The organism is Streptomyces sp. SP18BB07 (genome assembly GCF_036322545.1).
Lineage (GTDB): Bacteria > Actinomycetota > Actinomycetes > Streptomycetales > Streptomycetaceae > Streptomyces > Streptomyces deccanensis.
Genome location: NZ_JAQYWT010000274.1, coordinates 151,771 through 164,635 on the forward strand (window position 1 = coordinate 151,771; position 12,865 = coordinate 164,635).

Genomic DNA, 12,865 nt, shown 5'->3' on the forward strand with positions numbered 1-12,865 from the left:
CGCTTATCTCAGATGGTGGGCGCCTCAGTCGGAGTCCCTCAGCACCGCCCGCATCACCTCCCGCGCGATCGGCGCCGCGTCCCCACCCCCGCTGATGTCGCCCCGTACCGCCTCCGCGTCCTCCACCACCACCGCGACGGCCACCTGCGGTTCGATCGCGTCGTCGGACTGGGCCCAGCCGATGAACCAGGCGAAGGGTGTGCCGGAGTTGCCCATGCCGTGCTGGGCGGTGCCGGTCTTGCCGCCGACGGTGACGTGGCGCAGGGCGGCGTTGGCGCCCGTGCCGTCCTCGACGACGCCGCGCATGAGATCGCGCAGCCGGCGCGCGGTGGTGGGGTCCATGGCCTGGCGCAGGGTGCGCGTGCCCGAGCCGGTGACCGTGCGGCCGCTCGCCGTGGTGGTGCGTTCGACCAGGTACGGCGACCGCACCGAGCCCCCGTCCGCGACGGCCGCCGTGACGAGCGCCATCTGCAGGGGCGTGGCCCGGGTGTCGTACTGGCCGATGGAGGAGAGGGCGAGCTGGGCCCGGTCCATCTCGGTGTCGAAGGTGCTGGGGGCGACCGAGAAGGGGATCCGCAGACCGGAGTCGTTGAAACCGAAGGCGCGGGCTGTCTCCGTCATGGCGTCGAGCCCGACGTCCACGCCCAGCTTCGCGAAGACCGTGTTGCAGGACCACTCGAAGGCATAGCGCAGCGAGGCGTTCTCGCAGCCCTCGACCTCGTTGGCGAGGGATGTCGTGGTGCCCGGCAGGGTGTACGGGTCGGGGGAGCGGGTCGGGGCGTCGAGGTCCTCGACCACCCCGGTGTCCAGCGCGGCGGCCGCCGTCACCACCTTGAAGGTCGAGCCCGGCGGATAGGTCTGCCGCACCGCCCGGTTGAGCATCGGCCTGCTCGCGTCCCCGTTCAGCCGCGCCCACGCCTCGGCCGTCCGACGGCCGTTGCCGGAGAGCGCTCCGGGGTCGTACGACGGCCGCGAGACCAGCGCGAGGACGCGTCCGGTGGACGGTTCGAGCGCGACGACCGCGCCCCGGCGGGTGCCGAGCCCCAGATACGCCGCCCGCTGCGCCGCCTCCTGGATCGTGGTGACGACCGCGCCGCCCGCGTTCCGGTCGCGGGTGATGTCGTTCCACAGCGGGAGGAAGGACAGCAGCGGTTCGCTGCCGTCGAGCAGGGAGTCCTCCGCGTGCTCCAGGAACGTCGTCCCGTACACCTGCGAGGCGAAGCCCGTGACCGGCGCGTACAACGGGCCGTTCCGGTACGTCCGTTCGTAGCGCAGCTGCTCCCCGGTGTCCTTCGAGCCGGTGACCGGGCGCCCCCCGACCACGATGTCCCCGCGCGGCTGGCCCCAACGGGCGATCTCCGGGCGGCGGTTGGCGGGATTGTCGTCGTAGGCCCGGGACTGCAGGACCTGGACGCGCGTGGCGTTGGCGAGGAGGGCGAGCAGCAGCAGGGCGCACAGGGCGGCGGCCCGGCGGATGTACGTGGTCATGCGCCCCGGCCCTCCCCACGCGCCCCCCGGTCCTGCGGGCTCTCGGGCGGCGGTCCGGGGGCGTACTGTCTCCTGGAGGAGTCGCTGAGCCGGATCAGCAGCGCCACGATGACCCAGTTGGTGACGACGGACGAGCCGCCCTGGGCGAGGAAGGGCATCGCCATGCCGGTCAGCGGGATGAGGCCCATGACGCCGCCGGCGATGACGAAGACCTGGAGGGCGACGATCGAGGCGAGGCCGGTGGCGAGGAGCCGGCCGAAGGGGTCCCGCAGGGCGAGACCGGCCCGGTAGCCGCGCTCCACCAGCAGGGCGTAGAGCAGGAAGATCGCGGAGAGTCCGGCGAGGCCCAGCTCCTCGCCCGCCGTGGCCAGGATGAAGTCGGACTTGGCGGCGAAGCCGATCAGGATGGAGTGCCCGAGGCCGAGCCCGGTGCCGAGGAGCCCGCCGGCGGCGAACGCGAAGAGGGACTGGGCGAGTTGGTTCGGGCCCTGCCCCGCCTCGATCGACGCGAACGGATGCAGCCAGTCCTCGACCCGGCTGTGGACGTGCGGTTCGAGCCAGCCGACGGCGACCGCGCCCACACACGCCAGCAAGAGCCCCACCGCGATCCAGCCGGTGCGGCCCGTGGCGACGTACAGCATGATCACGAACAGGCCGAAGAACAGCAGGGAGGTGCCCAGGTCCCTCTCCAGGACCAGGACGCCGACGCTCAGCAGCCAGATGGTGACGATCGGGCCGAGGACCCGCCCGGTGGGCAGTTGCAGGCGCTTGAAGCGCCAGAGCTGACGTCCGGCGTACGCCAGCGCGTTGCGGTTGGCCGCGAGATAGCTGGCGAAGAACAGCGCGAGCAGCACCTTCGCGAACTCGCCCGGCTGGATGGAGAACCCGGCGATCCGTACCCAGATCCGGGCCCCGTTGACCGGCGGGAAGAGGATCGGCAGCGCCAGCAGCAGGAGGGCGGCCACCACCGAGACGTACGCGTACCGCTGGAGCACCCGGTGGTCGCGCAGCAGCGCCACGACCGTGATGAACAGCGCCACCCCGAGCGTCGACCAGTTCAGCTGCGCGGGCGCCGCCTGGTCGGCCGGGGTCTCCAGGTCGAGCCGGTGGATCAGCACCAGACCCAGCCCGTTGAGGAGCACCGCGATCGGCAGCAGCAGCGGATCGGCGTACGGCGCCCGCAGCCTGACCACCAGATGGGCCAGCAGCGCGAGCACGCCGAGCCCGGCGCCGTAGTCGGCGGCGCCGGGCGGGACGGTGCCGTTCTTGGCCAGACCGACAGCGCAGTAGCCGTACACGGAGAGCAGGACGGCCACGACGGTGAGGGTGAACTCGACGCCTCGGCGCCGGAGCAGGCGTACGGCGGGCGGCGGGGAGGGATCCGAGGAATCCGCCGCCAGGGTCGTTCCGGCCTTGGTGGTCATGCCCGGAACTTACCTAAATAGGACCCTTCAGGGCTGACTTGCGCGGTTTGTCGCTCAGGCGTCGCACCAGCGGGGCGCCTTGAAGGGGGCGATGTAGCGGGCCGAGCCCCAGGCCCAGGTGCCGTCGACGAGCAGGTACCACTGCCGGTTGCCGTCGACGCTCTGGCCCTCGGCCCGGCAGTAGATCTTGACGATCTCGCCGTAGTGCGCGACCCGGATGACCGAACCTCCACGGGTCGGCGCGCTGCGCAGCACGAGACCGGTACGGGCGACGACCTCACCGTTGACGATCTGCTTGCTCTCCCGGGGGTCCTCCGCGCCGGCACCGAGAGCGGGAGTCGTGGCCGCGAACGCCACGAGGGCGCCACCGGCAGCCGCTATACCGAACCGCATGAGCAGAATACGCAGGGACATCTGAAGCTCCTCCAGAAGAAAAGGGGGCGAGTCTGACTATTCGCCACGCTAGGAGGAGGGAGGACGGGGCGCCTTCCCCAATGGGCCATCAGAGCAGCGCGCCCCCAAAGGGGCGCGGGGCAGCGTCTGATGTGCGGCTCCGCCGCGTGGGCGCGATCAACCCCCACCGGCAGTCAGTCGCAGAACAGCCAACGCACCCCCATCGGGAGCGTTTTCAAATTCCAACCGCGCCCCCAACACCTCCGCCTGCCCCACGGCGATGGTCAGCCCCAGCCCGTGCCCCTTGCTGGCACCCTCCGTACGAAACCGCTGCGGCCCCTCGGTCAACAGGTACCCCGGGAACCCGTTCCCGTGATCCCGCACGCTCACCACGGCCCCCTCCACGGTCACCACCACCGGAGGTGCCCCGTGCTTGTGGGCGTTGGCCACCAGGTTCCCCACCACCCGCTCCAGCCGCCGCCGGTCCGTCTCCACGCACGCGTCCTCGACGATCCGCACCTCGGTGTCGCCGCTCGCGTGCGCGGCCACCCGCTCCGCCAGCAGCCCGAGCCGGATCGCGTCCAGGTCCAGCCGCTCGCTCCCCGCGTCCAGCCGCGAGATCTCCAACAGGTCCTCGGTCAGCGTCCGCAGCGCGGCGACCCGGTCCCGCACCAGCTCCGTCGGCCGCCCCTCCGGCAGCAGTTCGGCCGCCGCGTGCAGCCCGGTCAACGGCGTACGCAGCTCGTGCGCGACGTCCGCCGTGAACCGTTGCTCGCCGACCAGCTTCCGCTGCAGGGTGGACGCCATGGTGTCGAGCGCGGCGGCCACCGCGGCCACCTCGTCGCGGTACCGCGCCGGGTCCGTCGTGCGGGGATCGCCGACCCGCGCGTCCAGGTCGCCCGCGCTGATCCGCCGGGCCACCTGGGAGGTCGTGCGCAGCCGCCGGGTGACCCCGCTGACGCCCAGCGCGCCGATGGCCAGTGTCACGCCGATCGCCAGGGCCGAGGAGCCCAGGATGGCCCGGTCCAGGTTCTCGATGGTGGCCGCGCTCTGCGCGTAGTCGATCTGTACGGCGAGGGCGCGGCCGTCGGCGGGGGCGGCGGCCCACATCGAGGGGACCCCGGAGACGACCCCGACCATCGTGCCGCGCCGCCCGCTCACCGCCAGCTCACGCAGCTCCCTCGGCAGGCCTCGCGGGTCGATCCCGGAATCGGGCGGGAGCCGGTTCCCGGCCTCGTACGCCTCGGCCGCCTCGTCGAGCCGGACGAGGGCCGGGGGAACGGGCGTCGCTCACGGTCCGGTTGGTGACGGAGACATGCACGAGGGCACCGAGCAGCGCGGCCAGCCCACAGCACATGACCGTGATGAAGGCCAGCGCCTTCCAGGTGAGCGAGGAGGTCCAACGCGGCGGGCCGAACCGTTTCCGCCCGGGCCTCGCGGGTCTCGCGGGTCTCGCGGGCCTCGTGGAACTCGCGGCGCTCACCCCGGCCTCACCGACGACGAGGCGGAGGGTGGGACGGACGAGGGGGAGCGGGAGGGTGAGGCCGAGGGGGAGAGGGCAGGGGTGGCTGACGGAGACCGGGACGGCTTCGCCGATCCGCCCACGCGCAGGATCTCGTCCCGCGTGAGCAGCATCGCCAACTGGTCCTCGTCCCAGGTCCACTGGGTGCGGTACTCGTAGCCGACGATGGCCGCCGGGGAGCGGATGATCACGGTACGGCCGGCCAGCTCGACCGCGAGCACGGCGTCGTCGCTGGCCAGCACCTGCACCAGCCGGTCCGCCTGGAAGGTGTACATCCGCACCGCCGTCTGGTTGCCGGGCAGCAGCCGGAAGCCGAGCACCATGTCGTCGCGCCCGTCGCCGGTGAGGTCCCGGTAGTAGGCCGTGAGGACGGGACACCCGGCTCGGCCGGCGTCCGTTCCGCCCTTCTGGCCCTTGTCGCCCTCCTCGCCCTTGTCGCCCTGTCCGCAGTCGGCCATGCGCGCGGTCGTTCCCCCGTAGACGGCCCCGGATCCGGAGTACATCTCGGGGTGCGCGGCGATCTCGGCGCGGACGACGGCCAGCGGGTCCACCTCGTGGATGTCCTCGCCGGGGGCCTTGACGCCCCTGACCACCTCCGTCTCGGCCTCGCCGTAGTCGTAGGCGGGGGAGGAGGCGGGCGGCTCCCCGGGCCACAGCCGGGTCGGGCCGCTCGCGGTGGGTGTCGTGCCCGCGCTGACCAGGCCCCCGGAGTCGCCGCAGCCGCCCAGCAGCAGGGCGGCGGCCACGGCGGCGACGGCACCGGCGGTAGCGCGCGCGGGGCGGCTGGGGGACACGGGACTCCTGGGGCACGGGTGAGGGGGCTGTGATCGCGTACACCCTAATTCGTGCGGAAGTACTTTTTCGTGACGGCTCGGTCGCGGACGTCGTGCTACTCGGCCGGCTCCTCCAGTTCCTCCAGCAGCCGGACCGTCGCCAACCCCGTGTGCAGGTACTCCACGAACAGCTCGTTGTGCAGCGCCCAGGGCGAACGGCGGGTGCGGATCAGCCGGATCGCCTCCTCGGCGGAGTGCCCGTCGCGGATCAGCGCGTGCGCCACGACCAGACCGGAGCGGTTGTACCCGCTGTAGCAGCGGACGAGGACCCGTTTGCCGTCCTCCAGCGCGTCGCACGCGGCCTGCGCCAGCCGCATCACACCGGCCAACTGCGTACCGTCCAGCGGCCCGTCCGGGATCGGCCACACATGGTGCTCGACGCCGTCGTCCGGTCCGTGCCCCGGCAGCCGCAGCAGGGTCAGCACCAGATCGAACTCGTCGCGTACGACCGCGAATTCGACGCCCCCGGTACCGGCCGGCCCCGCGAACTCGTGCCCGCCCATCCACAGGCCGGGCACGATCTCGCTCCACGGTTCCCGCGGAGCCGGGACATCGGGTTGCTTGCGCGTCCGCAACAGCGCCTCCCCCGGGCCTCAGGGCCCTTCCGATGGATCTCCGCGGCCAGGCCCTCGACGACGGGTCGTCACCTCAAAGGTAGCCGGGTTCTTGCCGATGGAGCACCCCGCCTGTTCCCATGGACGTGGGGTGATGGTGCATGAGCGGACTGCGCGTCATACCGACCTGGCGTCACGGACAGCGTCGCCTGTACGTGTGCCGGACCGACGGGAGGAACGTCGCCTGGTACGACCGTGAGACGGGCCGGGTGAACCTCCTCAGCGAGGAGCTGAGAGAGGACGTGCTGGCCGTCCTCGGCCCCTTCGTCACCGGCCCGCTCACCGTGGGACCGCCGCCCGTGCCGACCCCCGCCGAACTGGCCCGGCTGAGCCTCCCCCCGGACGACGACCTCGCCCCCAACCGGCCCGGCGAGGCCCTGCTGATCTCCCTCGACCGCGCTCCCGGCCCGCCGCACCGGCTGCGGCCCGACCCCCGCCGCCGAGCCCTGGCCGCCGAGCGGACGGTCGGCGACGCGCTGGACCGACTGGAGGGCGCCGGCTGGCACACCCTGCACTCCGTGCCGCTGCCCGGCGGCGACCGCATCCACCATCTGGTCGTCGGTCCCGGGGGCGTGTTCTGCGTCCGCTCCGTCCACGCCCGCAGGCAGCGCGTCGTCGTCACCGACCCCATGGTCGCCGTGGGCCGGCGCGAGCCCCGCGCGCTGCTGCGCGGACTGCGCGCCGACGCCGACCGCGCCTCCTACGCCCTCACTGCCGAGGTCCGCCCGGTCCTCGCCCTCGCCGAACCCTCCGCCGTCGCGGTCACCACCCCCCTGCGGGAGGTACGCGTCCTGCGCGACACGGACCTGCCGGAACTCGCCCGCGCCGGTGGGGTGCTGAAACCGGCGGACGTGGAGGGACTGCACGCGATGGCCCGCGACCGGCGGACGTGGACACGGGTGTAGACGGCCGAGGGGTAGACCGCCCACGGGGGCGGGCGCGGGCCTCGTCATGGCAGGGCGTGCGCGGCCTTCGGGTCCAGGAGGGGTGCCAGCAGGTCGCCGTAGTCCTGCAGCCGGGGAGCGATGTCCGGGGCGCGGAAGGACAGCAGCTCGGGGGCGCCGCACTCCTCGACCTCGGTCCAGGTCACCGGCGCGGAGACCGTCGGCTCGGGGCGGGCCCGCAGGGTGTACGGGGCGGCCGTCGTCTTGCGGGCGGCGTTCTGGCTCCAGTCGACGAAGACCTTGCCGGGACGCAGACTGCGGGTCATCCGGTGGACGACCCGGCGGGGCATCGCCCGCTCCGCCTCGACCGCGATGTCCTTGGCGTACTCCGACACCCGCTCCGAGGACGCCCCGCGCACCGCCGCCAGCAGATGCAGCCCCTTCGACCCGGACGTCTTCGCGTACACCTCGATCCCGTCCGCCGCGAGCCGCTCCCGCAGCCAGCACGCCACCTCGCAGCACTCGACGACCGTCGCGGGCGACCCCGGGTCCAGGTCGAACACCAGCCGGTCGGCCTCGTCGGAGGTGCGGACGGTCCACTGCGGTGTGTGGTACTCCACGACCAGGTTCGAGGCCCACATCAGGCTCGCCAGGTCCTGCACCAGCACCATCCGGGCCGGCCCCTCCATCCGCCGCACCTCGGCCGTGGTGACCCAGTCCGGGGTGCCCGGCGGCACGTTCTTGGTGAAGAAGACCTGGCCACCCGGCCCGTCCGGGTAGCGGAGGAAGGAGACCGGGCGGTCGCGCAGGTGCGGCAGCAGGGCGTCCGCCGTCGTGGCGTAGTAGTGCAGCAGCTCACCCTTGGTGAACCCCGTCGCCGGGTGGAGGACCTTCTCCAAATTGGAGAGGGCGACCCTGTGGCCCTCCACCTCGGTGATGGGTGTCATGGGAGCCAGAATCCCATGATTCGGTGGCGAAGGTGGTGAAGGTGGTGAAGGTGGTGAAGGGGGTGAAGGGGGTGAAGGGGGTGAAGGGGGTGAAGGGGGTGAAGGGGGGCGAACGGTCGGGGCGGAGTGCGCCGCCGGGGGCGGGTGGATGGGGCCTCTCGCGAAAAGCACGGGGCGCAGCCCCTGCTTTCAGGGGCGCGGGGAACTGCGCGACCAGCCCCCACGCACCCGCACCCGTCGACGGGGGAGGGGAGGGCGGCGTCCCCGGAAGCCCCCGAGGCGGCCCCCGAAGCCCTTGAGCCGGCCCCGCGCCCCGCACCCGGCCGCGCTCACCCCCACGGCCGTGCGCATGCCCCCCGTCCGCTCTCAGGCCCCCACGTACGCGGCCAGGTGCTCGCCCGTGAGGGTGGAGCGGGCCGTGACCAGGTCGGCCGGGGTGCCCTCGAAGACGATCCGGCCGCCGTCGTGACCGGCGCCCGGGCCGAGGTCGATGATCCAGTCGGCGTGCGCCATGACCGCCTGGTGGTGCTCGATGACGATCACCGACTTGCCGGCGTCGACCAGGCGGTCGAGCAGCCCGAGCAGTTGCTCCACATCGGCGAGGTGGAGACCCGTGGTCGGCTCGTCGAGGACGTAGACCCCGCCCTTGTCACCCATGTGGGTGGCCAGCTTCAGCCGCTGGCGCTCACCGCCGGAGAGCGTGGTGAGCGGCTGGCCGAGGGTGAGGTAGCCGAGCCCGACGTCCGCCATCCGCTCGACGATCCGGTGGGCGGCCGGGGTGCGCGCCTCACCCTCGCCGAAGAACGCCTCCGCCTCGGTCACCGACATCGCGAGCACCTCGCTGATGTCCCGGCCGCCGAAGCGGTACTCCAGCACCGACGCCTCGAACCGCTTCCCCTCGCACTCCTCGCACGTCGTGGCGACGCTCTGCATGATCGCCAGATCGGTGTAGATGACACCGGCGCCGTTGCAGGTCGGACAGGCACCTTCGGAGTTGGCGCTGAACAGGGCCGGCTTGACCCCGTTGGCCTTGGCGAAGGCCTTGCGGATCGGGTCGGCGAGTCCGGTGTACGTCGCCGGGTTGCTGCGCCGGGAGCCGCGGATCGGGGTCTGGTCGACCGACACCACGCCCTCCTCGGCGGGGATCGAGCCGTGCACCAGCGAGCTCTTCCCGGAGCCGGCGACCCCGGTGACGACGGTGAGCACACCGAGCGGGATGTCGACGTCCACGTGTCGGAGGTTGTTCGCCGAGGCACCGCGGATCTCCAGCGCGCCCGTGGGCTTGCGCACCGACTCCTTCAGCGCGGCCCGGTCGCCGAGGTGACGTCCGGTGACGGTGTCGCTCGCCCGCAGCCCCTCCAGAGTGCCCTCGAAACAGACCGTGCCGCCCGCCGTACCGGCGCCGGGGCCGAGGTCCACGACATGGTCGGCGATGGCGATCGTCTCCGGCTTGTGCTCCACGACGAGTACCGTGTTTCCCTTGTCGCGCAGTCGCAGCAGCAGGTTGTTCATGCGCTCGATGTCGTGCGGGTGCAGACCGATGGTCGGCTCGTCGAAGACGTACGTCACGTCGGTGAGCGAGGAGCCGAGATGGCGGATCATCTTCGTGCGCTGTGCCTCACCGCCGGAGAGCGTGCCGGAGGCCCGGTCCAGGGAGAGGTAGCCGAGGCCGATCTCGACGAACGAGTCGAGCGTGTAGTGGAGCTTGGCGAGCAGCGGCGCCACCGACGCGTCCTCGATCCCGCGCGCCCATTCGGCCAGGTCGCGGATCTCCATCGCGCAGGCCTCCGCGATGTTGAGCTTCCCGATCCGTGAGGAGCGGGCCAGCTCGCTCAGCCGCGTTCCGCCGCAGTCGGGACACACGGCGAAGGTGACCGCCCGGTCCACGAAGGCGCGGATGTGCGGCTGCATCGACTCGCGGTCCTTGGAGAGGAACGACTTCTGGATCTTCGGGATCAGGCCCTCGTAGGTGAGGTTGACGCCGTTGACCTTCACCTTGGTCGGCTCGCGGTACAGGAAGTCGTGCCGTTCCTTCTTGGTGTACTCCCGGATCGGCTTCTCCTTGTCGAAGAAGCCCGACTCGGCGATGACCCGCACGACCCAGCCGTCCCCCGTGTAGGTGGGGATGGTGAACGGGTCCTCGGACAGCGACTTCGTGTCGTCGAACAGCTGGGTGAGGTCGATGTCGGAGACCGTGCCCCGGCCCTCGCAGTGCGTGCACATCCCGCCGGTGCGGCTGAACGTCACCTTCTCGGTCTTGGTCTTGTCGGCGCCCCGGTCGACCGTGAGACCGCCGCTCGCCGAGACCGAGGCGACATTGAAGGAGAACGCGCCGGGCGGGCCGATGTGCGGTCTGCCGAGCCGGCTGAAGAGGATGCGCAGCATCGCGTTGGCGTCGGTGGCGGTGCCGACGGTGGAGCGCGGATCGGACCCCATCCGCTGCTGGTCCACGGTGATCGCGGTGGTCAGCCCGTCCAGCACGTCCACCTCGGGCCGGGCCAGGTTCGGCATGAAGCCCTGGAGGAAGGCGCTGTACGTCTCGTTGATCAGCCGCTGCGACTCGGCGGCGATCGTGTCGAACACCAGCGAGCTCTTCCCCGAGCCGGAGACCCCCGTGAACACCGTCAGCCGGCGCTTCGGGATCTCGATGCTGACGTCCTTGAGATTGTTCTCCCGCGCGCCGTGCACACGGATCAGGTCATGGCTGTCGGCGGCGTGCGGCCCGGGAGCCTGCGCCTGCGCCTGCGTCCGCGCCCTCGTGGCCTTCGTCATCGTTCCTCCATCTGTAGGGCGGGGCCGCGTCCCAAGGTCATGGTCCCCGCCGGAGTCGCCCGCCCGGTTCCGCTCCGCCGGGAACGGCTGCCTCTTCGTACGACCGCTGCCGTCCTCGGATCTCAGACCTCGTGGAGGCGGATCAGGTTGCCCGCCGGATCGCGGACGGCGAAGTCGCGGACACCGTACGGCTGCTTCATCGGCTCCTGGACGATCTCGGCGCCGCCCGCCTCCAACCGCTCGAAGGTGCCGTCGAGGTCGGCGGTGGCGAGGAGGACCCGCGCGTACGTCCCCTTGGCCATCATCTCGACGATCATGCGCCGCTCGTCCTCGTCGACGGACGGGTCGACCGCCGGGGGCTCCAGGACGATGGACGTGTCGGGCTGACCGACCGGTCCCACCGTGATCCAGCGCATGCCGTCGTACCCGCCGTCGTTTCGAACCTCGAAGCCGAGGACGTCGCGGTAGAAGGCGAGGGAGGCGTCCGGGTCGTCGTGCGGGAGGAAGCTCGCGTTGATGGTGAGGTCCATGGCCTTCACGCTAGGCGCGCCCCACCCGCCCGCGCTTCTCGAATCCTGACCGGTCCGGCCGGAGGGGGCGCCCGGCGGTCGACGGGCAAGGGCGGCGGGTCGGCGTTACGGTGTGGACAAACCGGAAGCAGGGACCCGAAAGGTGCGTGCTGCCCGTGCGATCCATCTGGAACGGCGCCATCTCCTTCGGCCTGGTCAGCATCCCGATCAAGCTGGTGAACGCGACCGAGAGCCACTCCGTCTCCTTCCGCCAGGTCCACCTGGAGGACGGGGGCCGCATCCGCTACCGCAAGGTCTGCGAGCTGGAGGACCGTGAGGTGACGCAGGGGGAGATCGGCAAGGCGTACGAGGACGCGGACGGCACGATGATCCCGATCACGGACGAGGACCTCGCGTCGCTGCCCATCCCCACGGCCAAGACGATCGAGATCGAGGGGTTCGTACCGGCCGAGAACGTCGACCCGCTCCAGGTGGACGCCGCGTACTACCTCGCGGCGAACGGGGTCCCCGCGGCCAAGCCGTACACCCTCCTCCGCGAGGCGCTCAAGCGCAGCGGAAAGGTCGCCATCTGCAAGTTCGCGCTCCGGGGGCGCGAGCGGCTGGGGATGCTCCGGGTGGTGGACGACGTGCTGGCCATGCACGGTCTGCTCTGGCCCGACGAGATCCGTACGACCGAGGGGGTCGCCCCCGACGCGAGTGTCACCGTCCGAGACAAGGAACTCGACCTGGCGGACGCCCTCATGGACACGCTCGGGGAGGTCGACCTGGAGTCCCTCCACGACGACTACCGCGAGGCCGTCGAGGAAATGATCGCGGCGAAGGCCTCCGGCGAGGAGCCGCCGAGCGCTCCGGTGCCGGCCGCGGAGGGCAAGGTGCTCGACCTCATGGCCGCGCTGGAGAAGAGCGTGCGCGAGGCCAAGGAGTCGCGGGGCGAGGAAGCCGACGCGGACGTCACCCACCTCGCGTCCCGGCCCACGCCCAAGGGGGAGCCCGGCAAGAAGTCCACCGCCTCCACGAGGAAGACGGCTGCCGCGCCCAAGAAGTCGACGTCCACCACCTCGGCACAGCCGACGAAGAAGGCGGCCACGAAGAAGCAGACGCCCAGAAAGACGGCGACGACGAAATCGACGACCACGAAATCCACGGCGTCGGCGAAGTCGTCGACGGCGAAAACCCCGGCGAAGAAAACCCCGGCAAAGAAAACGACCACCCGCAAACGCTCGGCGTAACCACCACGCCGCCCAGAACCGAACCGGGCCACCACCAACTGCCCCGCCCCTGACTCCGGCCCTTGGCTCCGGCCCTCGGCCCCGCCCCTGACTCCGGCCCTTGGCTCCGGCCCTCGGCTCCGCCCTTGACTCCGGCCCTTGGCTCCGGCCCTCGGCTCCGCCCTTGACTCCGGCCCTTGGCTCCGGCCCTCGGCTCCGCCCTTGACTCCGGCCCTTGGCTCCGGCCCTC

Annotated in this window: 10 protein-coding genes and 1 pseudogene; 2 read left to right on the forward strand and 9 right to left on the reverse strand. The window is 71.8% G+C overall.

What is annotated here, in order from left to right; all coding sequences use genetic code 11:
- Positions 1 to 24 precede the first annotated feature (24 nt).
- From PUR53_RS13600 to PUR53_RS13625, 6 genes and pseudogenes are all read right to left on the reverse strand, one after another.
- Positions 25 to 1,488, reverse strand: a complete 1,464-nt coding sequence (locus tag PUR53_RS13600; protein WP_329908434.1) for a penicillin-binding protein 2 — start codon at positions 1,486 to 1,488, stop codon at positions 25 to 27.
- The gene (locus PUR53_RS13605) at positions 1,485 to 2,912 is read right to left on the reverse strand and encodes an FtsW/RodA/SpoVE family cell cycle protein (protein WP_329898370.1); all 1,428 of its coding nucleotides are present in this window, start codon (positions 2,910 to 2,912) and stop codon (positions 1,485 to 1,487) included. Before PUR53_RS13605 ends, PUR53_RS13600 begins: the two co-directional genes overlap by 4 nt.
- 54 nt (positions 2,913 to 2,966) lie before the next feature.
- Positions 2,967 to 3,326: an SH3 domain-containing protein gene (locus PUR53_RS13610; RefSeq protein ID WP_329898371.1), complete on the reverse strand. Its 360-nt coding sequence runs from the start codon at positions 3,324 to 3,326 to the stop codon at positions 2,967 to 2,969.
- Positions 3,327 to 3,482: 156 nt separating this feature from the next.
- Positions 3,483 to 4,662, reverse strand: a pseudogene (locus PUR53_RS13615) (ATP-binding protein).
- 122 nt (positions 4,663 to 4,784) lie between these two features.
- Positions 4,785 to 5,621: a hypothetical protein gene (locus PUR53_RS13620; RefSeq protein ID WP_329908435.1), complete on the reverse strand. Its 837-nt coding sequence runs from the start codon at positions 5,619 to 5,621 to the stop codon at positions 4,785 to 4,787.
- A 95-nt stretch (positions 5,622 to 5,716) separates the two neighbouring features.
- Positions 5,717 to 6,235 carry a protein-tyrosine phosphatase family protein gene (locus tag PUR53_RS13625; RefSeq protein ID WP_329898373.1) on the reverse strand — a complete coding sequence of 173 codons (519 nt, stop codon included), beginning with the start codon at positions 6,233 to 6,235 and terminating at the stop codon, positions 5,717 to 5,719.
- A 140-nt stretch (positions 6,236 to 6,375) separates the two neighbouring features.
- Between PUR53_RS13625 and PUR53_RS13630 the strand changes: the two genes are divergently transcribed.
- A complete protein-coding gene (locus PUR53_RS13630; protein WP_329908436.1) occupies positions 6,376 to 7,179 on the forward strand; it encodes a nuclease-related domain-containing protein in 804 nt (267 codons plus the stop codon).
- A gap of 44 nt (positions 7,180 to 7,223) precedes the next feature.
- Here the strand turns inward: PUR53_RS13630 and ligD are convergent, their stop codons facing one another.
- From ligD to PUR53_RS13645, 3 genes are all read right to left on the reverse strand, one after another.
- On the reverse strand, positions 7,224 to 8,105 hold the full coding sequence (ligD, locus tag PUR53_RS13635; RefSeq protein ID WP_329898375.1) for a non-homologous end-joining DNA ligase: 882 nt from the start codon (positions 8,103 to 8,105) through the stop codon (positions 7,224 to 7,226).
- Positions 8,106 to 8,471: 366 nt separating this feature from the next.
- Positions 8,472 to 10,877: an excinuclease ABC subunit UvrA gene (locus PUR53_RS13640; RefSeq protein ID WP_329898376.1), complete on the reverse strand. Its 2,406-nt coding sequence runs from the start codon at positions 10,875 to 10,877 to the stop codon at positions 8,472 to 8,474.
- A gap of 122 nt (positions 10,878 to 10,999) precedes the next feature.
- Positions 11,000 to 11,407: a VOC family protein gene (locus tag PUR53_RS13645; protein WP_329908437.1), complete on the reverse strand. Its 408-nt coding sequence runs from the start codon at positions 11,405 to 11,407 to the stop codon at positions 11,000 to 11,002.
- 155 nt (positions 11,408 to 11,562) lie between these two features.
- Here PUR53_RS13645 and ku point away from each other — a divergent pair, with 155 nt between their 5' ends.
- Positions 11,563 to 12,636 carry a non-homologous end joining protein Ku gene (gene ku, locus PUR53_RS13650; protein ID WP_443078176.1) on the forward strand — a complete coding sequence of 358 codons (1,074 nt, stop codon included), beginning with the start codon at positions 11,563 to 11,565 and terminating at the stop codon, positions 12,634 to 12,636.
- The last annotated feature ends 229 nt before the right edge of the window (positions 12,637 to 12,865 follow it).

Coding starts and splice junctions, on each gene's coding strand:
- PUR53_RS13600 (WP_329908434.1), bottom strand. CDS start 1,488: ATGACCACGTACATCCGCCGGGCCGCCGCCCTGTGCGCCCTGCTGCTG.
- PUR53_RS13605 (WP_329898370.1), bottom strand. CDS start 2,912: ATGACCACCAAGGCCGGAACGACCCTGGCGGCGGATTCCTCGGATCCC.
- PUR53_RS13610 (WP_329898371.1), bottom strand. CDS start 3,326: ATGTCCCTGCGTATTCTGCTCATGCGGTTCGGTATAGCGGCTGCCGGT.
- PUR53_RS13630 (WP_329908436.1), top strand. CDS start 6,376: ATGAGCGGACTGCGCGTCATACCGACCTGGCGTCACGGACAGCGTCGC.
- ligD (WP_329898375.1), bottom strand. CDS start 8,105: ATGACACCCATCACCGAGGTGGAGGGCCACAGGGTCGCCCTCTCCAAT.
- PUR53_RS13640 (WP_329898376.1), bottom strand. CDS start 10,877: ATGACGAAGGCCACGAGGGCGCGGACGCAGGCGCAGGCGCAGGCTCCC.
- PUR53_RS13645 (WP_329908437.1), bottom strand. CDS start 11,407: ATGGACCTCACCATCAACGCGAGCTTCCTCCCGCACGACGACCCGGAC.